Annotated in this window: 22 protein-coding genes and 2 pseudogenes; 10 read left to right on the top strand and 14 right to left on the bottom strand. The window is 70.3% G+C overall.

The genetic code is table 11. The annotated features are described in order from the left end of the window. The 4 genes from ACWC0C_RS15515 to ACWC0C_RS15530 all read right to left on the bottom strand — a co-directional run bounded on the left by ACWC0C_RS15515 (position 1) and on the right by ACWC0C_RS15530 (position 3,989). Positions 1–984, bottom strand: a complete 984-nt coding sequence (locus ACWC0C_RS15515; protein ID WP_450864410.1) for an ABC transporter permease — start codon at positions 982–984, stop codon at positions 1–3. A gap of 296 nt (positions 985–1,280) precedes the next feature. Then, positions 1,281–2,327, bottom strand: coding sequence for an aliphatic sulfonate ABC transporter substrate-binding protein (locus ACWC0C_RS15520; protein WP_450864412.1), 1,047 nt, complete (start codon positions 2,325–2,327; stop codon positions 1,281–1,283). 40 nt (positions 2,328–2,367) lie between these two features. Continuing rightward, positions 2,368–3,099 (bottom strand): ABC transporter ATP-binding protein, encoded by a 732-nt coding sequence (locus ACWC0C_RS15525; protein ID WP_450864414.1) that lies wholly within the window; start codon positions 3,097–3,099, stop codon positions 2,368–2,370. After that, positions 3,096–3,989, bottom strand: a complete 894-nt coding sequence (locus ACWC0C_RS15530; protein WP_450864416.1) for an ABC transporter permease — start codon at positions 3,987–3,989, stop codon at positions 3,096–3,098. Before ACWC0C_RS15530 ends, ACWC0C_RS15525 begins: the two co-directional genes overlap by 4 nt. A gap of 794 nt (positions 3,990–4,783) precedes the next feature. On the opposite strand from ACWC0C_RS15530, the gene ACWC0C_RS15535 reads away from it, so the two are divergent. Both ACWC0C_RS15535 and ACWC0C_RS15540 read left to right on the top strand, forming a co-directional pair. Then, positions 4,784–7,573: a helix-turn-helix transcriptional regulator gene (locus tag ACWC0C_RS15535; RefSeq protein WP_450864418.1), complete on the top strand. Its 2,790-nt coding sequence runs from the start codon at positions 4,784–4,786 to the stop codon at positions 7,571–7,573. Positions 7,574–7,689: 116 nt separating this feature from the next. Continuing rightward, entirely contained in the window at positions 7,690–9,321 is a 1,632-nt protein-coding gene (locus ACWC0C_RS15540; protein WP_450864420.1) for a S53 family peptidase, read from the top strand. Between the two features lie 134 nt (positions 9,322–9,455). Here ACWC0C_RS15540 and ACWC0C_RS15545 read toward each other — a convergent pair whose 3' ends face one another. The 3 genes from ACWC0C_RS15545 to ACWC0C_RS15555 form a co-directional block, all read right to left on the bottom strand. Further along, the gene (locus ACWC0C_RS15545; RefSeq protein ID WP_450864422.1) at positions 9,456–11,057 is read right to left on the bottom strand and encodes a M4 family metallopeptidase; all 1,602 of its coding nucleotides are present in this window, start codon (positions 11,055–11,057) and stop codon (positions 9,456–9,458) included. A gap of 155 nt (positions 11,058–11,212) precedes the next feature. Then, positions 11,213–12,193, bottom strand: coding sequence for a LysR family transcriptional regulator (locus ACWC0C_RS15550; RefSeq protein WP_450864424.1), 981 nt, complete (start codon positions 12,191–12,193; stop codon positions 11,213–11,215). Positions 12,194–12,486: 293 nt separating this feature from the next. Beyond that, positions 12,487–13,407, bottom strand: coding sequence for an ornithine cyclodeaminase family protein (locus ACWC0C_RS15555; RefSeq protein ID WP_450864426.1), 921 nt, complete (start codon positions 13,405–13,407; stop codon positions 12,487–12,489). A gap of 114 nt (positions 13,408–13,521) precedes the next feature. On the opposite strand from ACWC0C_RS15555, the gene ACWC0C_RS15560 reads away from it, so the two are divergent. After that, positions 13,522–14,205 carry a GntR family transcriptional regulator gene (locus tag ACWC0C_RS15560; protein WP_449196148.1) on the top strand — a complete coding sequence of 228 codons (684 nt, stop codon included), beginning with the start codon at positions 13,522–13,524 and terminating at the stop codon, positions 14,203–14,205. Between the two features lie 56 nt (positions 14,206–14,261). Here ACWC0C_RS15560 and ACWC0C_RS15565 read toward each other — a convergent pair whose 3' ends face one another. The 3 genes from ACWC0C_RS15565 to ACWC0C_RS15575 form a co-directional block, all read right to left on the bottom strand. Continuing rightward, on the bottom strand, positions 14,262–15,308 hold the full coding sequence (locus ACWC0C_RS15565; RefSeq protein ID WP_450864428.1) for a proline racemase family protein: 1,047 nt from the start codon (positions 15,306–15,308) through the stop codon (positions 14,262–14,264). A gap of 195 nt (positions 15,309–15,503) precedes the next feature. After that, positions 15,504–16,265, bottom strand: coding sequence for an SDR family oxidoreductase (locus tag ACWC0C_RS15570; protein WP_450864430.1), 762 nt, complete (start codon positions 16,263–16,265; stop codon positions 15,504–15,506). Next, positions 16,262–17,269: an NADP-dependent oxidoreductase gene (locus ACWC0C_RS15575; protein WP_450864432.1), complete on the bottom strand. Its 1,008-nt coding sequence runs from the start codon at positions 17,267–17,269 to the stop codon at positions 16,262–16,264. The genes ACWC0C_RS15570 and ACWC0C_RS15575 overlap by 4 nt, the downstream gene beginning before the upstream one ends. Positions 17,270–17,487: 218 nt before the next feature. Here ACWC0C_RS15575 and ACWC0C_RS15580 point away from each other — a divergent pair, with 218 nt between their 5' ends. Then, positions 17,488–17,895 carry a DUF485 domain-containing protein gene (locus tag ACWC0C_RS15580; protein WP_450864434.1) on the top strand — a complete coding sequence of 136 codons (408 nt, stop codon included), beginning with the start codon at positions 17,488–17,490 and terminating at the stop codon, positions 17,893–17,895. Then, positions 17,892–19,508, top strand: a complete 1,617-nt coding sequence (locus ACWC0C_RS15585) for a sodium/solute symporter (RefSeq protein ID WP_450864435.1) — start codon at positions 17,892–17,894, stop codon at positions 19,506–19,508. The genes ACWC0C_RS15580 and ACWC0C_RS15585 overlap by 4 nt, the downstream gene beginning before the upstream one ends. A 62-nt stretch (positions 19,509–19,570) precedes the next feature. Here the strand turns inward: ACWC0C_RS15585 and ACWC0C_RS15590 are convergent, their stop codons facing one another. Continuing rightward, positions 19,571–20,002 (bottom strand): PucR family transcriptional regulator, encoded by a 432-nt coding sequence (locus tag ACWC0C_RS15590; RefSeq protein WP_450864437.1) that lies wholly within the window; start codon positions 20,000–20,002, stop codon positions 19,571–19,573. Between the two features lie 32 nt (positions 20,003–20,034). Here ACWC0C_RS15590 and ACWC0C_RS15595 point away from each other — a divergent pair. The 3 genes and pseudogenes from ACWC0C_RS15595 to ACWC0C_RS15605 all read left to right on the top strand — a co-directional run. Continuing rightward, a pseudogene (locus ACWC0C_RS15595) lies at positions 20,035–20,265 on the top strand (carboxymuconolactone decarboxylase family protein); the annotation flags it as partial. A gap of 96 nt (positions 20,266–20,361) precedes the next feature. Continuing rightward, positions 20,362–20,505: a hypothetical protein gene (locus ACWC0C_RS15600; protein WP_450864518.1), complete on the top strand. Its 144-nt coding sequence runs from the start codon at positions 20,362–20,364 to the stop codon at positions 20,503–20,505. Continuing rightward, on the top strand, positions 20,498–21,187 hold the full coding sequence (locus ACWC0C_RS15605; RefSeq protein ID WP_450864439.1) for an SDR family NAD(P)-dependent oxidoreductase: 690 nt from the start codon (positions 20,498–20,500) through the stop codon (positions 21,185–21,187). The genes ACWC0C_RS15600 and ACWC0C_RS15605 overlap by 8 nt, the downstream gene beginning before the upstream one ends. Before the next feature lie 40 nt (positions 21,188–21,227). On the opposite strand, the gene ACWC0C_RS15610 is transcribed toward ACWC0C_RS15605, so the two are convergent. Genes ACWC0C_RS15610 through ACWC0C_RS15620 form a run of 3 tightly spaced genes read right to left on the bottom strand, consistent with a single transcriptional unit; the run spans position 21,228 to position 23,863 of the window. Further along, the gene (locus ACWC0C_RS15610; protein ID WP_450864441.1) at positions 21,228–21,920 is read right to left on the bottom strand and encodes a TetR/AcrR family transcriptional regulator; all 693 of its coding nucleotides are present in this window, start codon (positions 21,918–21,920) and stop codon (positions 21,228–21,230) included. Positions 21,921–21,973: 53 nt separating this feature from the next. Beyond that, the gene (locus ACWC0C_RS15615; RefSeq protein ID WP_450864443.1) at positions 21,974–22,621 is read right to left on the bottom strand and encodes an HAD family hydrolase; all 648 of its coding nucleotides are present in this window, start codon (positions 22,619–22,621) and stop codon (positions 21,974–21,976) included. Between the two features lie 42 nt (positions 22,622–22,663). Then, entirely contained in the window at positions 22,664–23,863 is a 1,200-nt protein-coding gene (locus ACWC0C_RS15620) for an acetyl-CoA C-acyltransferase (RefSeq protein WP_450864445.1), read from the bottom strand. A gap of 173 nt (positions 23,864–24,036) precedes the next feature. Between ACWC0C_RS15620 and ACWC0C_RS15625 the strand changes: the two are divergent. Both ACWC0C_RS15625 and ACWC0C_RS15630 read left to right on the top strand, forming a co-directional pair. Then, positions 24,037–24,192, top strand: a pseudogene (locus ACWC0C_RS15625) (alpha/beta hydrolase); the annotation flags it as partial. A 67-nt stretch (positions 24,193–24,259) separates the two neighbouring features. Continuing rightward, positions 24,260–24,982, top strand: coding sequence for an alpha/beta fold hydrolase (locus ACWC0C_RS15630; protein WP_450864515.1), 723 nt, complete (start codon positions 24,260–24,262; stop codon positions 24,980–24,982).

Consider the following 24,982-nt stretch of genomic DNA (forward strand, 5'->3'; position numbering starts at 1 on the left):
TCAGCTCACCCGCACTCTCGGGTCGAGGAAGACCGTGGCGATGTCCGCGAGGATCGCGCCGATCGCGGTCAGAGCCGCGGCGAAGGCGGCCGTCGCGACCGTTCCGTGTACGTCGTTCTTGCTGATGGTCTGGATGAAGTAGCGGCCCATGCCGTTCCAGCCGAAGATCGTCTCCGTGATGACGGCGCCGGTGAAGACGGCCGGGACGCTGAACGCCACGGACGCCGCCGTCGGGATGAGCGCGGCCCTCAGGGCGTGCCTGCGGATGGCCTGGCCGCGGGTGAGTCCCGTGGCCTGGGCGGTCCGTACGAAGTCGGCGTTCAGTGTGTCGAGCAGCAGTGAACGCTGCGTCAGGTGGTAGCCGACGTAGCCCATCAGCGTGAGTGTCAGGGTCGGCAGGATCAGGTGCAGGAGGCGGTCGCCGATCGTGGGGAGCAGTCCTTCGACGCCTGGTGAGTTCTCCCCGGCGACGTAGAGGAAGTGCATCCCGGCGTGCTGGTTCAGCCAGATGGCGACGAAGACCACGGCCAGGGCGGCGACGGACGTGGGGACGTTGAACACCACGATGGACACGGCCTGGGACACCCGGTCGGCCCAGCCGTACTGCCGTGCGGCGGTGTAGACGCCGAGCGCGACACCGATCACGACGGACAGGACGGTCGCGACGACGACCAACTCCGCGCTGACGAGCGCCCGGTAGCCCACTTCGCCGTTGACGGAGACGCCGGTGGGGGACTTTCCCCAGTCGAAGCGCAGGACCACCGAGGTGAGCCAGTCCCACCAGCGGTGTACCAACGGCACTCGCGGGTCCAGGTTGTACGGCGCGAGGGCCCGGTCGATCTGTGCCTCGCTGCGGACGGGCCGCAGCTCCTTGAAGTTCGACCGCGGGTCCAGGAACCAACTGGCCAGGAAGTAGGTCGCGTTCGTCGCCACCACGATCATCAGCAGCCAGCCGACGGCCTTGCGGGTCACATGGCGCACCACGCGCGGCACCTCCTCACCACGGACGAGATGTGCGTCTCGGGAGCACCGGGGAGACAGGTCGAATACATGCGCGACGAGGCTTTCTGCGGGTACGGAACGGAGCAATGGATGTGCACGCGTCAGCCTGGTCCGTACTTTGCCGCGGCACCAGGTTTTGCCTGGTCCCGCCATGAGGTCGACATGTTGCCGTAGCACACGGTCCGGAATACGGAGCAATTCGGATGATCTTGATGCGCTCGGCGGGCCACCACTGACGCTGCTGACCGCGCTGTCCCAGGCGACCAGGCAGGCCTGGCTCAGCCGAACGTCGGCTTCGAGCTGTCGTAGCCGGCCGGGAGGAGGTTGTCCGTGAGCGACGAGACGTCGACCTTCTTGGTGATCTGGCTCGCCGCCAGGAAGGCGTCGGCCAGCTTCTGCTCCGCCGCGATGTCCGACTTCCCGATCGGGGTCACCCGGGTCTCGAAGGCCTTCAGGGACGCTTTGGCGTCGGCCAACGGGATGCCCTCCTCCTCGGAGATGGCCTGTGCGTACTTGTCCTCGTGCTTGATCGCGTAGGCGAACTCGCGTGCCAGCCGCCGCAGGACGTCTGTGAGGGCCGCCCGCTTCGTCCTGTCGTTGAGCGACGTGTCACTGGCGATGTAGTAACTGCTCGTCTGGTCGATCGGCGGGAGGCCCTTCGCCAGGATCCGTGCCCCGTTCTTGACGGCTATCGCCGACTGCGGGTTCCAGATCGACCAGGCGTCCACCTTGCCGGTGTTGAAGGCCGTGGCGCCGGCCGCCGGGTCGAGGAAGACCAGGTGCACGTCCTTGGGGCCGAGGCTGACGCTGTTGAGCGCGTTGAGGGCCAGACCATGGGCCGAACTGCCCTGCGGCACGGCGATCTTCTTGCCCTTGAGGTCGGCGAGCGTCTTCAGCTTCGACCCCTTGGGCACGATGATGTTCTCGTTCGACTGACTGGGCGTCAGTGAGCGGTTGACGGCCACGACCTTGAAGCCGTACTCCTTCGCGGCGCCGGTGATCGGCGGTACGTCGCCGACGGCGCCCAGGTCGATGTCGCCCGATGCGGCGGCCTGCACCAGCGGCGGGCCGTAGGTGAACCGGGCGAACTTCACCTTGTACGGCGCGTCGTCGAACGCCCCGGTGATCTTCGCCAGGGCCTGGCTGCCGTCCCCGCCGTTGTCGCCGATGGTGAAGGTGTACTTGCTCCACTCGGGGTGCGCGGACGCGCTGCCGCTCGACTTGCTCAGCGGCGCCGCCTCCGACGACGAGCCGCACGCGGCAAGGGTGCCCGTGAGGGCGAGCAGACCGACGGCGCCGACGAGGCGGGTACTTCTTCCGTACATGGCTTTGTCTCCGGATTTCTGTGCAGAGGTGCAGGGGACGTCAGTGGTGACCGGCGAGACCGAGGTCGTTCAGGAGCGCGGAACGCAGTTCCTCACGGGCGACGCTCGCCTCGCGGTCCGCTGCGGAGAGCTGAACGAGATGCGCCGCGCCGATGCGCCCGTCGCTCATGACGACGATGCGGTCCGCCAGGGCGATCGCCTCGTCCACGTCGTGGGTGACGAGCAGCATGGCCGCGTGGTGCTTGCTGCGCAGCGCCCGCACGAGGTCGTGCATGCGCAGCCGGGTGATCGCGTCGAGGGCAGCGAACGGCTCGTCCAGCAACACGAGTTCGGGCTCGGAGACCAGTGCCCGCGCGAGCGACACCCGCTGGGCCTCACCGCCGGAGAGCTCCTTGGGCCATGCCTCCTCGCGTCCCGCGAGTCCGACCTCGGCGAGCACGTGACGGGCTCGCTGCTCCGCGTCGGGACCGTACAGTCCGAGTGTGATGTTGCGCAGCACCCGCTGCCACGGCAGCAGCCGGTCGGCCTGGAACACGATCGCCCGCTTCGCCGGGACCTCCACCCGCCCGCCGTCGGGTCGGTCCAGGCCGGCGAGCAGTCTCAGGAGGGTGCTCTTGCCGCAGCCGGAGGGGCCCAGCAGGATGACCAGCTCCTCCTCGGCGATGGTGAGGTCCAGGTGATCGAGCACCACCCGGTCACCGAACCGACGGACGACCTGCTCGACGACGACTCCGGTCTGCCGACGGGGTTCCGTCGCAACTGCGTTGCTCATGACGCCTCATAACTGGGGCGCCACCGCAGCAGCACCCGCTCGAGTACCCGGACAAACTGGTCGGCGAGCAGACCGAGGAGCGAGTAGATCACCAGCCCCACGAAGACCTGGTTGGTCTGCAGATAGGTCTGCCCTTGAGTGATGAGGAAGCCGAGTCCCTTGTCGGCGTTGACCGTCTCGGCGGCGACGAGGCCCAGCACGGAGTACGCGAGGGAGAACCGGAGTCCGACGAGGAAACCCGGCAGGGCTCCGGGCACCAGCACCCGCGTCACGACGCGCCACGTCCCTGCGCCCGTCGTCCGCGCCATCTCGATCAGGCGCTGGTCAACGCCCCTGATCGCGGCGAACAGGTTGAGATACATCGGGACGCCGGCTCCGAAGGAGATCAGCAGCACCTTCGTGAGCTCGTCGATGCCGAACCACACGATCATCAGCGGCAGCACCGCCAGCAGCGGGATGGTGTTGAGGACCTGCACCACGCCGTTGAACAGGTACTCGCCGCTGCGCAACAGACCGCCGAGCACCCCGGTGACGATGCCCACCGTAAGACCGATCACGAGTCCGATGCCGGCCCGTTGCAGCGAGATGGCCACGTCCGGGCCGAGCACGCCCTGTTGCCACAGATCGGCGGCGGATTTCACGATGGAGGTCGGCGCGGGAGCGTACGTCTTCGCCAGCACGCCGGCCCTGGCGAGGGCCTCCCAGGCGACCAGGATCACGACCGGGGTCGTATAGATCCCGAGCGGCCAGCGCAGGCGCTCGCGGAGTGTGCTGAACGGTGTCCGGCGGCGGGCATCGCGGGGCAGGAAGACCTCGCGGTCCCGGGCGCTCGCCGGCTCGGCGTCGGCGACCTTGGTGACGGCCGGCGCCGCGAGGCGGATCTCGGTCATGCGACCGCCCTACCTTTCTTGTCGGGCTGAGCGAGCCATTCGCAGGGTTGGCTCACCCAGCAGTGCCGGGTGTGGCTCATCGGAGGCATGCGGGCGTCCTTCTCGAGAAGGCCGGCGCACCACGGGGTGCTGAGAGGCGGGGAGTTGGAGTGAAGCGGCGACTCGCACGGCCGGCCGGCAGGTGCCGCCCCAGCTGGTCCACTGGCACGTCGCTTCATCGCTCTGAAGCCCGGCCGACCGCTCAGAAGAGCCGGAGAAGGTGAAGTTCAGGAGGTGGAGATGACGGGCCTACAAGGCACCGTATGGCGGCGTGCCGGCTCAGCGGCAACAGAACGCGCTGGAGACGTGCGCCAGGTCGATGTGGCGCCGCCGAGTGAGGTCCACGCGCGGGTTCATGGGACCGGAGTTCAGCAGAGGTCCGTCGCGCTGGTCAAGAACTTCCCTGACGGGTCTTGCATTGCGGACACGGACAACCGGGTCCCGCATGACCGCCCCTCCGGGCCACCCCCGGGGGCGATCCGTCCAAAGCCCATGATCGGATGTGACGCCGGCCGGCATCGGAGCACCGCCGACCCCCGTGCGGACCTGCGCACGGGCCCGGGTGGCACGCGACAGCCGTCATTGACAAGGCGATTCCGTGCGGGTTGTCATGAACACATGATCCTGCGTCCTGGGGCCCGCCGCACTCGCCGTCCCGATGGTTCCGTCCTCGGTGCCGGGTGTGACCCGTCACCGGACGGGTCATGCGCGCGGACCACCGGTGCCACCCCCGGGGCTAAGGACGGGCGGCTGCGGTGGGAGCACGGTCGCTGACCGGGCGCCGCGAGCTGCTCGACGCCGCCCGGGCCGAACTGACGGCCCGTCCGGGAGTGCTCTTCCACGGTCCCCTGGGGATCGGCAAGTCCATGCTCGTGGCAGCCCTGATGGCCTCCCTGACGGCACAGGCCCCGTCGGTCGGCACCGTCCTGCACTGCTCGCCCGCGGAGGAGGACACCCGGCTCCCGTTCGTCGGGCTCGTCGACCTGTTCGCGCGGGTGCCGGAGAGCTGCTTGGACACCCTCGCGCCCGAGCCCCGGGCGGCACTGGGGGGAGCCCTGCTGCGCGGTACAGAACCGGCAGTCGGCCGTGGCCGTCTCGCGGTGCGCGTCGCCGTTCTCGATGTGCTGCGCACGCTGGCCGCCGTCGGCCCCGTCGTGCTGGTCCTCGACGGCCTGCAGTGGCTCGATGCGTCCACCGCCGAGGTGCTTGCCTTCGCCGTACGCCGCCTCGGCGGCCTGGACATACGGGTGGTGGCCGCCGAGCGGGTGGCGGACGGTGAACAACCCGAGCGGCTGCGCTGCTGCCCGCCTGGCACCGCCGAAATTCCGGTGCCGCCGCTGACGGACGGCGAGGTGGCCCATCTCGTGCGCGCCGGCACCGGCGCCGACCTGCCACCGGGCGTACTGCGGGCGATCCAGGACACCGCCGCCGGTAACCCGTTGTACGCACTGGAGTTGGGGCGAGCGGCGGCCCTGCGCGGTCCGACACCCGTGGCCCTCGGCCCGACGCCACCCGTGCCCCGCAGGCTGCGCACACTGCTGCTGGACCGGACGCGCGCGCTGCCGGAGACGGCGCAGCGCACCCTCCTGGTCACGAGCGCCGCCACCCGCCCCGACCTCACCCTGCTGCGTGCCGCCGGGCTCCCCGACGCCGCCGCGGACCTGGCGGAGGCCGAACGACTCGGCGTGGCGACGACCGATGCCGACGGAACCATACGTTTCCGGCATCCGCTGATCCGGGCCGCCGTCTATGCCGACGCACCGGACAACGAGCGCCGTCAGGCGCACGCTCTGCTGGCCCGCACCATCACCGAGCCGGTCGAACAGGCCCGCCATCTCGCGTACGCCCGCCCGCACGAGGACGAGGACACCGCTCGCGCACTCATGTCCGCGGCGCGGTCCGCGCGCCGCGACGGCGCGCTCGGCGCCGCTTGCGAACTGGCCGGGCTCGCCGTCCGCCGCACCCCCGGCGACCGGCCCGCGAACCGGGCCGACCGGCTGCTGGCCGCGGCGGAGTACGCGTGCGACGCCGGGCGACTGGAGGAGGCGGCCGAGGCCGCCGAGACAGTCCTCGCCGCATCGGGCTCGGCACGCCGTCGGGTGCGGGCCCGGCTGGTCCTGCTGCGCACCGCCGGGCAGGCGCTGGAGGGCACCCACGCGCTGATCCGGGAGGGCCTCCGGGACGCCGTCGGCGATGCGGAGGCCGAGGCGTGGCTGCACCACTGGGCGGCCGTACGCGGTCTGCTGTGCGGGGAGTTGGAGGAGGCGGCCCGGCATGCCCGGCGCGCTGTCCGACAGGCGGCCGTGGCGGGCGACACGGAGACCCGGATCGGGGCGCTCGCCACTTTCGCCCGGGTGCGGTCCCTGGTCGGCGATCCGGTCGCGGCGTACGCCGCGCTGGAGGAGGCGCTCACCCTGGCCGGGGGCGCCGAGGGCGGTCCGCAGAGCTGGCGGCTGATCAGGATGCGGGCGATCCTCGCCCTGGACGCCGACAGGGTGACCGAGGCCCGGGAGCAGGTCGTCGAACTCCTGGCCGCGATCGGGGAGTTCGCCGGCGTGGAGGAGGTCACGGCGACTCTGGTGTCACTGACCCGGATCCAGGTGCGGGCCGGACACTGCCGCGAGGCACTGCACACCGCGGCGCGCTGCTCGCGGGCCATGGCCCAGGCGGCTCCCGCCCTGTACGCGGCCGCGCTGGCCGCTACCGCGGGCGGCACCGCCGAGGAGGCCCGGCAGCTCGCCGAGCAGGCGGTACGCGCCTCGGAAGCCGACGGCGACCGGCTGTTCCTGCTGCGTGCGCTGGCCGTGCTCGGACAGGCCGAACTGCTCGCCGGCGACCCGCGGGGAGCCGCGTCCGCGGTCGAGGCGCTGCAGCGCGTGAGAGAACTCGGGACTGCCATGTGTGCCGCCGACCCGCCCATGCTGCACTGGTACGGCGACCTGGCCGAAGCGCTGGTCCTCCTGGGCGAGACGGACGAGGCCGGGGCGGTCCTCCGCGAGGCCCGCGCCCGTGTGTCCGGTGACACGCCCGGCAGCGTGCCGGCGGCTCTGGAGCGGGCGGAGGGGCTGCGGGAGGCGGGCATCGGCCGGGCGAAGGAGGGGGCGGCCCGGCTGCGTGCCGCCGTGGACCGGCTGCGTCAACTCCCGTTGCCCGTCGAGCTGGTGCGCACCCTGATCGCACTCGGCGCGGTCGAGCGCCGCTCGCGCCGCAGGAGCGCGGCGCGCGCGGTTCTCGGCGAGGCGCTCGAGACCGCCACGCGGATCGGCGCCGCTCCGCTGGCGGCGCGGGCCAGGGACGAACTGTCGCGGCTGGACTCCGGGGACCGGAGCGGCGAGGCGGGCCGGGTCGGACCCGAACTCACACCCACCGAGGCCAGGGTCGCCGAGCTGGTCGGGGGCGGGGCCACCAACCGGGAAGTCGCCGCGAAGCTGTTCATCAGCATCAAGACGGTGGAAGGGACCCTGTCGCGGGTCTACCGCAAGGTCGGTGTCCGCTCGCGCACCGCGCTCGCCCACGCGATGTCCCGACACACGCCGTTGACGTGACATCGGCCGTTAACACGTAACGCAAGGGTTCCCCCGCTTATGGGGTCGGGGTCGATGTTCCTACGGTGAAGCCGTTCCGCTTCCGGAACAACTCCCCCACTCCCCGGAGGACTTCAGTGAAGTCACGTCTGAAACTGCTCGGTCTGGTCGCCGCACCGGCCCTGGTCACCGTGGTCGTCCCCGCCGCCTATGCCGCGAACGCCCCGCAACCGCACGCGACCCGTGCCGCCATCACCGGAGACGTCCTGCCGGGCCTGAAGCAGAACGCGGCCCGCACCGGAAACGTCGCGGCCGGGAAGCGGATATCGGTGGCGATCAGCCTGACTCCCAGAGGCGGCACGGCACTCGACACCTTCGTCGCCAAGGTCAGCGATCCGCACTCCAGCTCCTACGGCTACTACCTGACCAAGCGCCAGTTCGCGGCCCGCTTCGGCCGCACCGACGCCGAGATCAAGCAGCTCGAGGACTATCTGCGCGCACAGGGCCTCACCATCGGCAAGGTCCACTCGGGCCACCTGCTGGTGGACGCCAGCGGCACCGCCGCCCAGCTGCAGAAGGCCTTCGGCACCAAGCTGTCGACCTGGAAGGACGCCGAGACGGGGCGCTCGTTCTACGCCAACGACACCGCGCCGACACTGCCGGCCTCCCTCGCCACCCTGGTCAGCGACGTGGCGGGCCTCAACAACCGCGTCCAGCTGCACCACCAGGCGACGCCGCACACGGTCTCCCCGCACAACGGCCCGGGCGGCGGCTACACCCCGGCGCAGCTCAAGGGCGGCTACAACGTCTCCGGCGCATACACCGGCAGCGGCCAGAAGATCGCGCTGATCGAGTTCGACGGCTTCCAGCAGTCCAACATCACCACCTACGACAACCACTACGGCCTGGGCTCGCCCACCCCGACCGTGAAGAAGGTGGACGGCGGCTCCGGCGCGCTCGGCGACGGCCAGGTCGAGGTCGAGCTGGACATCGAGGTGCTGCACGCGATCGCCCCCAAGGCGAACGTCACCGTGTTCGAGGGCCCCAACTCCGACGCCGGCGAGGTCGACACGTACCAGGCCATCGTCGACAGCGGCATCCCGACCACCTCGATCAGCTGGGGTGCCGCCGAGAGCGCCCGCACCACCTCGGGCATCAACGCGGTCGACGCCGTCTTCAAGGCGGGCGCCGCCCAGGGCCTCGGCTTCTACGCGGCCTCCGGTGACGACGGCTCCGACGACGCGGGCGACGGCGGCACCTCCGTCGACTACCCGGCCAGCGACCCGTACGTCACCGGCGTCGGCGGCACCAAGCTGACCGTCACCTCGTCCAACGCCTGGAGCAAGGAGGTGGCCTGGTCCGGAGGTGGTGGCGGCAAGTCCTCCGTCTTCAAGATCCCGAGCTGGCAGACGGCGGTGCAGAAGAGCGCCGGCGGCGGCTACCGCCAGGTGCCGGACGTCTCGGCCCACGCCAACCCCAGCCCCGGCGTCTCGATCTACTCGCAGGGCTCCTGGTCCTCGGTGGGCGGCACCAGCGCGGCGGCCCCCGAGTGGGCGGCCTTCGCGGCCCTCTACAACCAGCAGGCCGCGGCAGCCGGCAAGGCCGGCCTCGGCTTCGCCAACCCCGCCCTCTACGCGGCGAGCGGCACCGGCTTCCACGACATCACGAGCGGCAGCAACGGCGCCTACTCCGCTGCCACCGGCTGGGACTTCACCACCGGCTGGGGCTCGTACAACGCCGCGACACTGGCAGCCAAGCTGCTGGGCTGACGACCAGCGGCTGCCGACGACCAGCGGCTGACGAACTACGGACAGAGCGCGGGCCGGCAGCGATGCCGGCCCGCGCTGCGGCACACCGTCGAAACCGCCGATTGCGCGTCCCGGCGGAGCAGTGTGTCGGTGCGTCAGAGGACGTTGACCGCGCTCCAGGCGGCGGCCACAGTGGCGTACTCGGGGCTGGTGGCGCCGTAGAGGTCCTTCGCCGCGTTCAGAGTCGCGGTGCGGGCGCCCTTGTAGTCCGTGGTGGAGGTCATGTAGACGGTCAGCGCCCGGTACCAGATGGCGGAGGCCTTCTGGTTGCCGATGCCGGTGACGGTGGAGCCGTTGCAGGTGGGGCTGTTGTAGGAGACGCCGTTGATGGTCTTGGCGCCGCTGCCCTCGCTCGCGAGGTAGAACCAGTGGTTGCCGACGCCCGAGGAGTAGTGCACGTCGAGCCGGCCGACCGACTTCGACCAGCAGTCAGCGGAGTGGCCGTCCAGGGACGGCTTGTCGAAGCGGCGCAGCCACGGCGGGGTGGACTGGTCGCTGAAGAGGTAGTCGGGGGTGTCGACCGGATTGTTGGCGTACCATTCGACCATGGTGCCGAGTATGTCGCTGGTGGCCTCGTTCAGGCCGCCGGACTCACCGCTGTAGCGCAGGTTGGCGGTGGCCGAGGTGACGCCGTGGGTCATCTCGTGGCCCATGGTGTCGAGGTCGACCTGCTCGGGGTCGGTGGTGCCGTTGCCGTCGCCGGTCATCATGCAGAAGCAGGAGTCCGACCACTGGGCGTTGTCCCAGTTGGTGCCGACGTGGACGAAGACGGTGGCGCCGCGGCCGTCGTTCTTGATGCCGTTGCGGCCGAAGGTCGTCTTGTAGTAGTCGAACGTCTCCGCGGTGTTGGCGTGTGCGTCGACGGCGGCGGTGGCGCGGTCGGTGGAGAACTTCTTGCCGTCGCCCCAGATGTTGTCGGCGTCGGTGAACAGGGTGCCGGAGGAGCTTTTCAGGGACGAGGACGAGAGGTTGTGCGCGTCCTTGGTGATGTGGCCGCGCACCGGGTCGATCAGGGCGAAGGTGCCGTCGGCCTGCTGGGTGGTGTCGATGCCGACGTCGCCGGTGTACTCGGAGTGGCCGGTGCCGGTCGCCTCGTGCTCGGCGTCGTAGTTCTCGATCGCCGCGCCGGTGGTGGCGTCGGTGACGAAGACCTCGCCGTGCGGCTGGCCCTTGTCGCCGAGGCCCTGCACCGTGGTGCGCCAGGCCAGGCGCGGGGTGCCGTCGGCGGCCCACACGATCAGCTCCGGGCTGGACTTGGCATTGCGCACCAACCCGTGCGAGCGCCTCAGGGCGCCGGCCGAGGCACCCTTGGCATCGACGGCGGGGGTGACGGACTTGAGCGCCACCTCGTGGGCCTTGGCGCGGGTGGACCCCTTGAGCGAGCCGTCGGGCTTCTGGTGGACGACGAAGTCGCCGCCGACGACGGGGAGGCCGCGGTAGGTCCGTTCGAAGCGGACGTGCTGGGTGCCATCGGCATCGATGACGACGTCCTTCACCTGGAGTCTTTGGCCCGCGCCGAACCCGAAGGTGTCGGCGTGCCGGGTCACGTTCGCCTTGGCGTGGGATATCGCCGTGTCGCGGACGGAAGTTCCGCGCTGCACCGCATGGGGCTGTGAGTGCGCGGGTATGGCCATCGCACCCGTGGTGATGACGCCGGCGGCGACCATCGCGGAAAGGGTAAGAAGGGGACGGGTCATGTCGGGGTGATTCCTTCGCTCGTCGTGGGGTGACGACGTCCTTGGACGTTGACGCGAAGTGTTCAGTAGGTGACATGTCCCTGACGCGACTTCATCTGGGATATAACCGTGGAGCTATAGGGCATGGGGGCATGGGGAGCCGTGGCCCGGCCCGGTCACCTGCGCTCGCCGAGGGCGAACTCCTCGCCCCCGTCCTCCCACCAGGCCAGGTACTGCGGCCGCTGCCGCACCAGCGACAGGTAGGCGGCCAGCAGACGCTCGCACGCCGCGTCGGCGAGCTCGGGCGGAACCGAGTCCGTGTTCCAGGCCAGCAGCAGCCGGCGATGGAACGGGACGCCCACGAGCGGCCGCTGCACAGTGCCCTGGGCGGAGACATCGGCGGTCGGCCATACGCCGCAGACGGCCCGCCGGCCGGCGACCAGGATCTGCGCCACGGACAGGTCCGGCGTCACATGAGCGATGCGCGGAGTGAATCCCGCCGACTGACAGGTGAGATGGAGGTACGCGTGCACACCGCTCTCGTCGGCCTCCGGCATGACCCAGTCCTCGCCCGCCAGGTCACGCAGGCCGACCACCTCCTGACGCGCCAGCGGGTGGTCCTCGGCGAGCAGGACGAACACCGGCTCGCGGAGCAGCGTACGCGTCGCCACCGACTCGCCGACCGGAAGGGGGAAGCCCGGGAACTCTCCGAACACCGCGATGTCGCATTTCGACAGGCCCAGCGATTTCACCAGGGTGTGCACGGAGCGGCGGGCATCTATGGTCAGCCGGCGTTCCGGGACGAGTTCGAAGAGGGCGGAGACCAGCAGGGACATCAGCGGGCCGGCGGTTCCGCCCGCCCTCAGCGGGGCGGTGGCCCCTCCGTCCGCCTCGGCCGCCGATCGCGCGTGCTCGCGCAGCCGGTCGAAGCCGACGACGAGGTCACGGGCGCAACGCAGGACGTACTGTCCGTTCTCGTTCGGCGTCACTCCGTCGGCGCTGCGGATGAAGAGCGGGCCGCCCAGCTCGTGTTCGATCCGCTTCAGCTGAGCGCTCGTGGCCGGCTGGGAGAGCTGCAGCCGTGCGGCGGCCTTACGGATGCTGCCGGCCTCGGCGACGGTGAGCAGGATACGGAGGTGTCGGAACTCGAGGTGCATGAACACTCCCCGCTCAGCGGGGGGAGCCCTGCACCCCGCGTGACCAGCAGAACCAGTTGCCCGACGGCATGGTGACCAAGAGTCTGACGGACCCGTGGGGGCGGCAACCACGGGACGGCAAAACTTATGTGCGCACGAGGACTGAATGCCGGCGCCAGCGCGTTGGCACCCCCGCTCCTGAACCTCGACCGGTCCGGTGAGGAGCCTGCCGGTGCCCATGACGGCGCGGCGCGGCTTGCGGATACCTGTGCCATGCCCCGGGCAACGGTGCCTGAGCCGGGCGGAGTCGTGGATCAGCAGAGGAACTTGTCGGCCAGGAGCCGTGCGATGGCCCAGTCCTGCATGGCGACGCCGACGGTCTTGAACACCGTGCGCTGGCCGTGGTTGGCGGGGGCGGAGGTGAGGGCGGTGCCGAGTTCGGTGAGGTCGTCCTGGGTGATGGCGCCGGTCTGGAGAGCGTGGATGATCTCGCCGGACTCTTCGAGGACGGCGTCGAGTTCGTCGATGATCACGGTGCTGCCGGCCAGCAGTTCGTCCGGCAGTTCGCGCATGGTGGGGCGGAAGGCGCCGATGGCGTTGACGTGCACCTGGGCGGGCAGCGCGGACTCGGGGAAGAGCGGGCTGGTCGCGGGGGTGGCGCAGCACACGATGTGGGCATCGCCGACGGCGGAGGCCGGGTCCGTGGCGATGCGGATCTCGGTGCCGTCCAGTTCGGCATGCAGTGTGCCGGCCAGTGACTGGGCGCGCTCCGTGTTCGTGCCGACGATGGTGAGATGGCGCAGCGGTCGGACCGTGTGGACGGCGCGAACCTGGTCGGCGGCCTGACCGCCGGCGCCGATCAGCGTCAGCCGGTCGGCGTCGGGGGCGGCGAGGAGGTCGGTGGCGACCCCGACGGCCGCGCCGGTGCGCAAAGTGGTGACGGCGCCGGCATCGGCGATCAGGCGGTCGAGCCGGTCCAGGGTGTTCCATACGACGGTGCCGGCGATGGCGGGAACCCGGTCGAAGTTCACGCTCAACGTCTTGATCATGGCGGACCGGGTGGGCCGGTGGTGGGCCGACATCACGAGGAACCGACCGTCCCTCAGTGCGGTGCGCGTGGGCATTTCGAACTCTCCGCCCGCCAGGCCGACGAAGCCGGAGCGCACGGCGTCGATCGCCTCGCGCATCGACACGGCCTCGCGGACGTCGCGCTCGTTGAGGCTGATGGTCTTCATGGAACTCCGTCCGTTCGGTCTCCTCGTCCGCATCCTGCCGGCAGGCAGTAAGGTATTACACCTTACATAGAGCCGCCGGCGACCGTCCGCGCACTGACGTGTTATCCATAAGGCGTGACTCCTTCGCGCCCAGCAGCCGCCGTACCCCCGCTCAAGTCGGTCAGCCTCCGCGAACAGGCGCGGGAGGCGCTGCGGACCCGGATCGTACTGGGCGAGATCGAACCGGGGCAGGTGGAGAGCGTCATCAACGTGGCAGCAGCCCTCGGCGTCTCGGTCACGCCGGTCCGGGAGGCGGTCATGGACCTCGCCAACCTCGGCATTGTCGAGGTCATCCGCAACCGCGGCTTCAGGGTGCCGATCCTCACCGATCACGACCTCGACGAGATCTTCCGGCTGCGCACCATGCTCGAAGCGCCGGCCATGTCCGAAGTCACCGAGCTGCTCGCCGGCCAGGCCATCCCACGGTTCCGGCAGCTGGCGGAACAGATCACCGATGCCGCCCGGGAGGGGGATCTCACCTCGTTCCTCGACCTCGACCGGCAGTTCCACCTGGGCCTGCTGGAGCTGCTGGGCAACCGCCGTCTGGTCGCGATGGTCAACCAGCTGCGCGACCAGGCCCGTATGCAGGGTCTTCAGAGACTGGCCGACCAGGGCGAGTTGACCCGCTCCGGTGAGGAGCACATCGAGATCGTGGATGCCGTCGAGTCCGGCGACGCCGAACTGGCCGCCGATCTCATGCGCAGGCACCTCGCCCACAGCCGCGGCATCTGGGCGGGACGGGCCGAGGACGACTCCTGAGGTGAGCGGCGTGCGCGACCGGACGCACCGCGCACGCGCGCTCGGTCGGCGGGTGACTACCGCAGGACGAAACCGGAGCCGAGGTCGTCCGCGGGATCGAGCTCGAAGCGGTGCTCCCCGGTCCGGTACGCCGTCCCCGTGACCTCCGGAACGACGGCGGGGTATCCGTCGGCGGTCAACTCCCGGGCGATCCGGGCATGGAAGCGGGTGCCGACGATCGAGTCGTGGACGAGGGTCCGGCCCGGCTTGAGGAGGCCTGTTGCCGCGAGGACGGCGACACGTGAGCACGTACCGGAGCCACACGGGGAGCGGTCGACCTGGCCGTCGGCGAAGACGGTGACGTTGCGCTGGTGCGGGTTGCCGTCCTCGTCGGTGCCGAGGTCGTCGTACAGGATGGTGCCGTAGATGCCGCTGAGCCGGTCGTCGGCGGGGTGACGGGCGTACTCGGTGTCGTTCAGCGCCCACTTCACCTCGCGCCCGATCGCGATGAGGTCCGAGTAGTGCTCAGGGTTGACGGCCAGTCCGGTACTGGCCGCGTCGAGGTGTGCATAGATGGCGCCGCCGTAGGCGATGTCGACGACGACGTCCCCGCGCGAGGTGGCGACCGAGACCTGTTCGGCGAGCCGGTAGCTGGGGACGTTGACGAAGTCGACCCCGGTGATCCGTTCGCCGGCCGTGTGCACGCGCAGGGTGACCCGGCCCGAGGGGACGTCGATGACGACGCTGGTGGGGCCGGACGGGTCGCGGGCGACGCGGCCGGTCTGTACGGCCCACACGGCGAGCGCGATGGAGCCGTGACCGCAGGCCGTCGAGAAGCCGTCCTTGTGCCAGAACAGCACGCCGAAGTGGGCGCCCTCGTCATCGGGCGGGATGATGAACCCCCCGTACATGTCGGCGTGTCCGCGGGGTTCGCAACACAGCAGCTTGCGCAGGGTGTCCACCTCGGGGTCGCTGATGGCGAACACGCGGCGTTCGGCGACGGTGGCTCCTTCGATGGCGACCGGCGGTCGGGGGACGATGCGGAACGGTTCACCGCCGGTGTGGTAGTCGACGGTACTGATCGCCTCGAAGTGGCTCGCCATGGTGTTCCTCGTGCCGTCCATGCATCGCCCCTCACCACCCGCCACCGGAGCGCGGGGAACCGACCGCGCTTATGCGCAAAACGTGTAGCGAGCAGCGTAGTGCGCCGAGTCATGACTTGGTCGGCGGTTTGCGGCAGCCTCGGAACGGAGGCTGCGGCGCGGCGGGGGTCGGGTGGGGGTGGGCCCGATCGTTCTCGGGTCCACCCCGGAAACGTCTCAGACGCCGACGGGTTTGCCCGGGCCGGGGACGTTGCGGAAGCGGAACGGCTCCGGTTCGCGGCCGGCCTGGATGAACCAGCACTCCCCGGTGCCGTCACCGGTGAGGATCCGCAGCACCGTGTCGGCGACGGTCTCGGCCGGGATGACCGGCAGTCCGTGCTCGGAGAGCATGCCGCGCAGGGGGTCGATGATCCGCGATTCGGCGTACCCCGGGCAGACCGCGTTGAAGCGCACGTTCTCCGGCGCGAGAGCGGGTCCCAGGGAGCGTGCGAGTCCCACGACGGCGTGCTTGTTGGCCCCGTACAGCGGATCCAGCGGCACGGCGGCCAGGCCCGCCAGGGACGCGGTTGCCACGATGGAGCCTCCGCCGCGGGCCCGCAGCGCGGGCAGCACCGCGTGGGTGCCGAAGACCACGCCGTCGAGGTTGGCCCCCATCGCGCGGCGGTAGCGCGCGGGGTCGAAGTCCTCGCCGACGCCGCATCCGGTCGCCACGCCCGCGTTGAGCAGCGCGATGTCGACACCGCCGTACGTCTCCTGGGTGAACTCCACCAGCGCGCGGTTGGCGTCGAGGTCGGAGACGTCGCAGGCGCGGAAGTGGCCGCCGACCACGTCGGCCACTTCCCGGCCGCCCCGCGCGTCGAGGTCCGCGACGACCACGCGCGCGCCCTCCCTCGCCAGTGCCAGCGCCGTGGCCCGGCCCAGCCCGCTGGCAGCGCCGGTGACGATGGCCACCTTTCCCTGGAGCGCGGCGGCGGTCACGCCAGCTCCAGCACGAGCTTGCCGATGTTCTCGCCGCGGAAGAGCATCTGAAACGTCTCGGGGAAGTCGTCCACGGTGCCCCTCACCACATGTTCCTTGACCTTGATGCGGCCGGCGCCGATCCAGGCGGAGATCTCCTGCGCCGCCTCCGCGTAGCGCTTGGCGTAGTCGAAGACGACGAAGCCCTCCATCCGGGCGCGGCGCACCAGCAGGGAGAGGTAGTTCGAGGGGCCCTTGACCGGCGTGGCGTTGTTGTACTGACTGATCGCACCGCAGACCACGACGCGCGCGTGCATCGCCAGCCGGGTCAGCGCGGTGTCGAGGATGTCCCCTCCGACGTTGTCGAAGTAGACGTCGATGCCGTCGGGGGCGTGCTCGCGCAGCGCCTTTCTGACGTCGTCGGCCCGGTAGTCGATCGCCGCGTCGAATCCGAGTTCACCGGTGAGCAACGCGCACTTCTCCGGCCCTCCGGCGATGCCCACGACCCGGCAGCCCTTGGCCTTCGCGATCTGACCCGCGATGGTGCCGACCGCGCCGGCGGCCCCGGACACCACGACGGTCTCGCCGTCCTTCAGCGCCCCGACGTCCAGCAGGCCGAAGTACGCGGTCATGCCGGGCATGCCCAGTGCTCCCAGATATGTCGAGGGCGGGGCGAGCGAAGTGTCGATCTTCATCGCACCCCGGCCGTCGGAGACGACGTACTCCTGGACGCCGAACGTGCCGACCACGTGATCACCCGGTTGAAAGCCGGGGTGGTTGGATGCGGTGACCTCGACGACCGATCCGGCGCGCATCACCTCCCCGATGCCCACCGGCGGCAGGTAGGAGGGGCGGTCGTCCAGCCAGCCCCGCATGGCCGGGTCCAGGGAGATGACGCGTGTCCGGCCCAGGAACCGGCCCGGGCCCGGTTCCTCGAGGGGCTCGCAACGGTGCTCCCAGTCTTCGGGTTTCACTTCGCCCGCGGGGCGGGCTGCCAGACGGATCTGCCGGTTGGTCGCGGACATCGCGCCTCCTGTCGTTCGCGGCTCCCCGCGACCATACCGACCAGTAGGTACGACTGTGGGTGTGACATTCACCATAGTGCTGTCGACCGGATCCACATCGAACCCGAAACGTGACGCTCGGCAGGCTTATCAGGCATTCCAACCAGTCGGTATCGTGCGCCACCCCCACCTGGTTTGACCAACCTCCCACGCGTCCGAGCCGCACCGGAAGGCCATGCATGACACTCCCGCAGAACAACCCTCATGGGTACGACGGCTTTTCGTACGAGCCGTACGGCCAGGCGGCCTGGTACGAACCGCCCGCGCCCGAGACCGACCGGCACGGTGGCGACCTCGCCGCCCTGCGCTCGGCCTACCGTGTGCTCCGCCGGGTCTCCACGCTCACCGCGCTCGGCTCCTTCGTGGTGTATGTCGTGCTGTCCTGCGGTGCGCCGGGCCTGATGGGGTCGAAGGTCGCCGGTGAACTGAGCCTGGGCATGGCCCTGGGGGTCCTCCAGCTCGTCGTCACCTTCGCGGCGGTCCTCTGGTACGGACGCAGCGCCCAGCGCTCCGTTGACCCGCTGGCGCGGGCCGTGCGGGAGCGGGCGGTCCGGCGGCCCGACCAGGAAGCCGGGGTGGCGAGATGAACGACTTCGGCACAGGGACGCAGGCTGTCGTCCTGGTCCTGTTCACCACCCTGGTGACCCTCACCCTGCTGATGTGTGTGATGGCGGGACCGGACCGCGACGACCTGACGAACTTCTACACCGGCTACCTCTCGCTCACGCCCCTCAAGAACGGTCTGGCGATCGCGGGCGACTACATCTCGGCGGCCACGGTGCTGAGCACCACCGGCATCATCGCGCTCGCCGGATACGACGGTTACGTCCTGGCGGTCAGCACCGCCCTCTCGCTGGTGCTGCTGATGTTCCTGCTGGCCGAGCCGCTGCGCAATGCCGGCAGTTTCACCATGGGCGACGTTCTGGCCCGCAACATGCCGGGGCGGGCGGTCCGTATCGCCTCCTGCGCGGTGACGCTTAGCGCGACCCTCCCCTTCCTGGTCGTCCAACTCTCCGGAGCCGGGTCGCTGCTCACCTTCATCCTGGGCATCCCGCACCTGGCCGGCGCCAGGACGACGTGCATCGTCCTCGTCGGCAGCCTGATGATCATCTACGCGGCGCTCGGCGGTATGAGGGGAACCGCGCTCATCCAGATGATCAAGATCGTGCTCCTGCTGGGGACCAGCGCCACCGTCGCCGTCCTCGTCCTGAACCGCTTCGACTGGAGCCTCGACGACGCGCTCCGGGCCGCCCGGCACGGGAGTGGAGCGGGCCCCGCCTTCTTCCAGCAGGGCCTTCAGCTGGGTACCTCGGCCGTTGACCGGCTGGACTTCGCCAGTCTCCAGATCACCGTGATCCTCGGCGCTGCCTGCCTGCCCCACATCACGATGCGTCTGTACTCCGCGCGCGACGTGCCGGCCGTGCGTCGCTCCATGTCGTGGGCGATCGGTACGGTCACCACGTTCTGCCTGCTCGTGATCATCATGGGTACAGGCGCGGCGGCGCTGGTGGGATCGCGGTACATCACCGCGGCCGACCCCCACGGAAGGACCGCGGTGCTCATGCTGTCCCGGGTGCTCGGCGGTGGCGCCGGCTCCGTGGGCACTACGGTTCTCTACGCGGCCATGGCGGGCACGGTGTTCATCACTCTGCTGTCCTCGGTCGCGGGAATGACCCTGGCCGCGGCCTCGTCGCTCGCCCACGACCTGTTCGCCCACGCCGTGCGGCGGGGACGGGCGGCGCCGCGCACAGAGATGACGGTGGCGGCGTGGACGAGCGTGGCCGTGGGAACCGTTGCCATCGCGCTCTCCGTCCTGGTCCAGAACTGGGACGTCGCCGTACTGACCACGCTGGCGATCTGCATCGGGGCGTCGGCCGTGGCCCCGGCGCTGACGTACTCCCTGTTCTGGCGGGGCTTCACGCGCACGGGCCTGCTCGCGAGCCTGTACGGCGGCGCGGCCTGTGCGCTGGTGCTGATGGTCTTCTCCAGGGCCGTCTCGGGCACGCCGTCCGCGGTCTTCCCGAACGCGGACTTCGACTGGTTCCCCATGCAGTCCACGGGACTGGTCTCCGTCCCGTTCGGCTACCTGGCGGGCTGGCTGGGCAGCCGGTTGGAGCACCGGCGCCGCGCCGCCGACAGCCTCGAGACCCGACGGCTGTACGAGGAGAGCGAGGCACGGCTGCTCGCCGCGGCCGAATGACCACATCCGCGCGGGCGGGCTACGCAGGCGGCCTCGGTGCCACCACCGTAGTCCGTCCTCGGTCAGTGTGCCCGTGACCAATTCCCGCGTGCGGGCCGCACCTTCGCCGCTCGCGGTGTCTCCAGCTCGCGTGCGGCCAGGGCCCAGCTGAGCTCCACGGCGGTGTCCGGAGCGTCCAGGCCGGTGCCGGTGAGCTCCTCGAAACGGCGCAGGCGGTAACGGACGGTATTGACGTGGACGTGTGCGCTGCGCGCGACTTCACGGATGCGCCGTCCCGTCCTCAGATAGTCCCGCACCGACTCCTCGATGAGCTGACCGAACTCCCCTTCCGCCTCCAGTGGGCGCAGATAGCGGTCGAGCAGCAGCTCGGCGAGTTCCGGTTCGGCGACGACCGCCACCCGCCAGGACAGGTCGCTCAGGTCGTACACGCCACGCAGACCGTACCCACGGGCGACCTCCAGCATCCGGCCGGCGCCGCGGAAGGAGCGGCGCACCGCGGCCAGGTCCGCGGCACCCCGGCCTCTTCCGGCACTTCCTGCCGTTCGGCAGCCATCTGCTGCGCGACGGCCGTCTTCCGGACCGGACCCGGGAACTGCTGATCCTGCGTACCGCGTACAACACCACCCGGGCCGGTTACGAATGGGGACGGCACGTACCGCTGGCCAGGGCGGCCGGGGTCACCCGAGAGGAGATCCGGCGGGTCGGTGCGGGCCCGGACGACCAGGGGTGGACGCCGGCCGACGCTCGTCTGCTGCGTGCCGCCGACGAACTGCACCGCACCGCACGCCTGTCCGCGGCCACCTGGTCCGCACTCGCCGCCGACCACGACCAGGCACAGCTGATCGAAATCACCATGCTCGTCGGCCAGTACCACATGGTCGCGTTCTTCCTGAACTCCGCCGGTACCGCGCTCGAGCCCGGCTACGACACGGAAGTCCTGCCCCCGCCCACCGGAGCCGGCGCGGACGCGGCGGAAGGGACACACGGCGATGCCTGAGCCCCGCCACCCCGCGACCCGCCTGGCCGACGGCCTCCTGAGCGGCCGGAACGTTCTGGTCATCGGCGCGGGCACCCGCCCGGGCGACGATCCGGAGGCCCCGGTGGGCAACGGGCGGGCGGTGGCCGTGCTTGCCGCCCGCGAGGGAGCGTCCGTGGCCTGCGCCGACATCTCCGCCTCCGCCGCGGCGGCCACCGCCGCCCTGGTCGGTGAGTCGGGCACCCGTGGCCTGACCGTGGTGGGTGACGCCACCGATCCCGGCGATTCCTCGGCCATGGTCGCCGAGGCCGTCCGCGAACTCGGCTCGCTCGACGCGCTGGTGGTCAACGTCGGCATCGGACTCGGCGCGGGCCTGGCGAACACCTCACCGCAGGAGTGGGAACGCGTGCTTTCGCTCAACCTGAGCGCTCACTTCCTCGCCGCCAAGTACGGGCTGCCCGCGATCACCGACGGAGGATCGATCGTCTTCGTCGGTTCCGTGGCGGGGCTGCGCGCCGCCACCGACTCGCCCGCCTACGACAGCTCCAAGGCGGGCCTGTTCGGTCTCACCCGCCACATACCACTCGGGCGCCAGGGCACCGCCTGGGAGGTGGCCGAAGCCGTCACCTTCCTGATCTGCGACCGCGCCTCCTACATCACCGGACAGAGCCTGGTGGTCGACGGAGGGCTGAGCGCCGTCTGAGCACGTGGCGCCTGTCGCGATGGTGGCGTCCGCGTCCGGGTCAGCGGTGGCCGGGGAACCGCAGGGCGTTCGCCCAGAGCCGGGTGACCGTGGACACGAGTTCCTCGAAGTCCGCCCGAGGACTGTGCTCTTGCCGTTCGCCGAGCACGAAGGCGTGGTAGGCCATGACGCTGACCATGCCCGACAACGCACGGGAGGCCATCATCGGGTCGACCTCACGGTCGGCGACACCCCGCGCCTGCAGGTCGGCGATGCCGCGGGCGTTGCGGAGGATGAAGGCGTCGGCGCGCCGGCTTCGGAACTCGCGGAACTCCGGCTCCACCTGTGCGACCTGCTCAAGCAGCGCCATCAGCTTCGCATTCCGTTTGTATGCCTCGAGGTACGCGCGATTGCTCGCCTCGAGAACCGCATAGGGATCGTCGGTACCCTGCACCCGGCCCATGCCGGGGTGCATCATGTCCTCCTGCGCCTCCAGGAGGACGGCCGCGAGGACCTCTTCCTTGTTGGCGAAGTAGGTGTAAAAGGATCCCGCGGCGCACTGGGCCTCTTTGGTGATGTCGGTCAGGCGGGTGTCGAGATAACCGTCCCGTTCGAACACCTTGCGCGCGGCCGCCACCAGAGCGGCCCGTGTCCGCGCTCCTCGCTTCGTCGTGGGCGGCTCGCGAAGGTGCGAGAGGGGCGCCATGGGCGGTGCCTTCTCGCCGTCGATCTCCTCGGGCGACGTGCTGTCCATCCCGGAGACTGTACTTGAATCCGACGCCATGGCCGGAAATCCGAAAGGCAAGGTCAGGCCGTGATCCCGAAGCCTTCGGCGAGTCGGCGGCGGGTGTCGGCGGCGCTGGTGTGCAAGACACCCCCGATTCCGATCCGGGCCGCTCCGTCGAGGTTCTGCTGCAGATCGTCGATCATGACGGCTTCCCCGGGATCGACACCGAGGCGTTCACAAGCGATCGCGTAAATCCGCCGGGAGGGCTTGCGGATCCCCACCTGCGCGGAGATGACGACCGTGTCGGCGACAGCGGCGAGGTCGACGCCGTCGTAGGTTCCGGTACCGAACGAGTTGGACACCAGCGCAACCGGATGGCCGGCGGCCCGGAGGTCACCGAGCAGGGCGAGCATGTCCTGGTCGATCGACAATCCCGCCTGCATCCGGGCCGTGAGACCCTCGGCCGGTACGTCGGCGCCGTGGACGCGGAGACGTTCGGCGAATCCCCGCTCGAAGGCCTCCGTGTCGATACGGCCGCACTCGTGGTCGGCCAGGAGGGCGCGGGACGGCTGGTCCCGGCCGAGGAGGTCCAACGGCAGGCGGGGGTCGCCGCCGAGTGAGGCGCCGAAGTCGGTGAAGGCCTGCAACACACTGGAGGTGATGACGCCGCCGAAGTCCACCAGGACCGCGGTTCGGGTCTTCTCCACCACGTTCGACACGATATCCACGCCTTTCTCGTAGTTGGCTTGCATCCGGCGGGGCTGCCGAGTTCAGGCGATCTCGAACAGTCCGGCCGCGCCCATTCCGCCGCCGACGCACATCGAGATCACCACGTACCGGGCCCCTCGGCGCCTGCCCTCGATGAGTGCGTGCCCCACCAGGCGGGCACCGGTCATTCCGTACGGATGACCGACCGAGATCGCGCCGCCATTGACGTTGAACCGCTCCGGGTCGATGTGCAGTTCGTCGCGGCAGTACAGCGCCTGGGAAGCGAACGCCTCGTTGAGTTCCCACAGGCCGATGTCGTCGATGGTGAGGTTGTGCTGCTTCAGCAGCTTCGGGATGGCGAACACCGGACCGATGCCCATCTCGTCCGGTCCGCACCCGGCGACCGCCATACCCCGGTAGAGGCCCAGCGGTTCCAGTCCGCGGCGCTCGGCCTCCCTCGACTCCATCAACACCGACGCCGAAGCCCCGTCCGACAACTGCGAGGAGTTGCCCGCAGTCACGCTGGACTGCGCGCTCACCTGGCCGACGGGCAGCACCGGCGCCAACCCGGCCAGGCCTTCGAGCGTCGTCGACGCGCGGTTGCCCTCGTCCCGGGTCAGGGTGACCTCCTCGTCCCGCACCTGCCCGGACTGCTTGTCGAGCACCTTCTTGACGCTGCTGAGCGCGACGATCTCCCGGTCGAACCGGCCGGCCTGCTGCGCCGCCGCGGTACGTTGCTGCGACACCAGCGCGAACTCGTCCTGGCGTTCCCGGCTCACGCCGTAGCGTTCGGCGACGATCTCCGCCGTCTGCAACATCGGCAGGTAGATGCCCGGCTTGTACTCGACCAGCCAGGGATCCGCCATGCGGTGGGTGTTCATGTGGTCGTTCTGCACCAGGGAGATCGACTCGACACCGCCGCCCACAGCGATCTGCATGCCGTCCGCGACGATCTGTTTGGCGGCCGTCGCCAGGGCCATCAGGCCCGACGAACACTGCCGGTCGATCGTCATTCCCGGCACGGTGTCCGGAAGCCCGGCCCGGAGAACGGCCTGACGCGCGACGTTGAAGCCGGAGGACCCCTGCTGCGCGGCGCAGCCGAAGATCACATCCTCGACCTCGCCTCCTTCGAGCCCGGCGCGCCGCACCGCGTGAGAAAGGGCATGGGCGGCCAGCTCCTGCGCCTGGGTGTCGTTGAACGCGCCGCGGTAGGCCTTTCCGATCGGCGTCCGTGCCGTCGAAACGATGACTGCTTCCCTCATGTCGCCTCACTGTCTCCTGCTGGTCCGGTTCGCCGGGCGCGTCGGGGGAGTTCCGTGCTCCGCACACCAGATCCGGTATAGTTGAATCCGACGTCAGGTTCAATTGGACCCATGCCACGTGCTCGCCCCCTTGACAGACCACTCCCCCACCTGAAGGCTACCGACCAGTAGGTATGAGGAGGCGGAGGGTGAACAAGCTGAGGATCTCCACCGTCGCGGGCGTGTTCGACGCGATCGTGGCGGGTCCGCCCGAGGGCCGCCCGACGCTGCTGCTGCACGGCTTCCCGCAGACGGGCCTCGTGTGGCAACGGCAGCTCGCGACGCTGGCCGCGCACGGCTACCGGGTGGTGGCGCCCGACCAGCGTGGGTACTCGCCGGGCGCACGGCTACCGGGTGGTGGCGCCCGACCAGCGTGGGTACTCGCCGGGCGCCCGCCCCCAGCGGGCCGAGGACTACCGCATGGGCCTCCTCGTCGACGACGTGGTCGCGATCACCGAGGAACTGGGCTGGGCGGCGTTCGACCTGGTCGGCCATGACTGGGGAGGCGCGGTGGCCTGGTGGACCGCCCACGCCCACCCCGGCCGCGTACGCACCCTGACCGTGGTGTCGACCCCTCACCCGGGCGCTCTGGCCACCGCCCTGCGCAGCGACCAGGATCAGCGTGAGCGCTCCCACTACATGATCGACTGGCGCGAAACACCCGCGACCGAAGAGCGCATGCTCGCCCACGACGCCCAGGAGCTTCGCGCGCTCTACGCCGGGAAGGTCCCCCAGGCCAGCGCCGAGGCCTACATACGGCACCTGTCCGAGCCGGGCGCTCTCACCGCTGCGCTGAACTGGTACCGGGCGGGCCGCCCCGACGGCGCGATCGGCGTCATCGACGTGCCCACGCTGTACGTCTGGAGCACCGAGGACAGCGCGTTCGGCCCGGCGGCCGCGCGGCGGACCGGGCAGTGGGTCAGCGGGCCGTTCCGGTTCGAGACCCTTCAGGGCGTCAGCCACTGGGTCCCCGAGGAGGCGCCCGGGACGCTGAGCCGCCTGCTGCTCGAACACCTGCGAACGCACGGTGAGCACGGAACAGCAGCGCATACCCCGTTCGTCAACTCTCCGAAGAGGTGA

Source organism: Streptomyces sp. NPDC001709 (genome assembly GCF_053596375.1).

Bases quoted from the DNA above. Each gene is read 5' to 3' on its own strand.
- ACWC0C_RS15585 (WP_450864435.1), top strand. From the start codon at position 17,892: ATGAACGACTTCGGCACAGGGACGCAGGCTGTCGTCCTGGTCCTGTTC.
- ACWC0C_RS15520 (WP_450864412.1), bottom strand. From the start codon at position 2,327: ATGTACGGAAGAAGTACCCGCCTCGTCGGCGCCGTCGGTCTGCTCGCC.
- ACWC0C_RS15600 (WP_450864518.1), top strand. From the start codon at position 20,362: ATGCTCGTCGGCCAGTACCACATGGTCGCGTTCTTCCTGAACTCCGCC.
- ACWC0C_RS15620 (WP_450864445.1), bottom strand. From the start codon at position 23,863: ATGAGGGAAGCAGTCATCGTTTCGACGGCACGGACGCCGATCGGAAAG.
- ACWC0C_RS15575 (WP_450864432.1), bottom strand. From the start codon at position 17,269: ATGTCCGCGACCAACCGGCAGATCCGTCTGGCAGCCCGCCCCGCGGGC.
- ACWC0C_RS15580 (WP_450864434.1), top strand. From the start codon at position 17,488: ATGACACTCCCGCAGAACAACCCTCATGGGTACGACGGCTTTTCGTAC.
- ACWC0C_RS15605 (WP_450864439.1), top strand. From the start codon at position 20,498: ATGCCTGAGCCCCGCCACCCCGCGACCCGCCTGGCCGACGGCCTCCTG.
- ACWC0C_RS15565 (WP_450864428.1), bottom strand. From the start codon at position 15,308: ATGGACGGCACGAGGAACACCATGGCGAGCCACTTCGAGGCGATCAGT.
- ACWC0C_RS15555 (WP_450864426.1), bottom strand. From the start codon at position 13,407: ATGAAGACCATCAGCCTCAACGAGCGCGACGTCCGCGAGGCCGTGTCG.
- ACWC0C_RS15545 (WP_450864422.1), bottom strand. From the start codon at position 11,057: ATGACCCGTCCCCTTCTTACCCTTTCCGCGATGGTCGCCGCCGGCGTC.
- ACWC0C_RS15525 (WP_450864414.1), bottom strand. From the start codon at position 3,099: ATGAGCAACGCAGTTGCGACGGAACCCCGTCGGCAGACCGGAGTCGTC.
- ACWC0C_RS15610 (WP_450864441.1), bottom strand. From the start codon at position 21,920: ATGGACAGCACGTCGCCCGAGGAGATCGACGGCGAGAAGGCACCGCCC.
- ACWC0C_RS15550 (WP_450864424.1), bottom strand. From the start codon at position 12,193: ATGCACCTCGAGTTCCGACACCTCCGTATCCTGCTCACCGTCGCCGAG.
- ACWC0C_RS15530 (WP_450864416.1), bottom strand. From the start codon at position 3,989: ATGACCGAGATCCGCCTCGCGGCGCCGGCCGTCACCAAGGTCGCCGAC.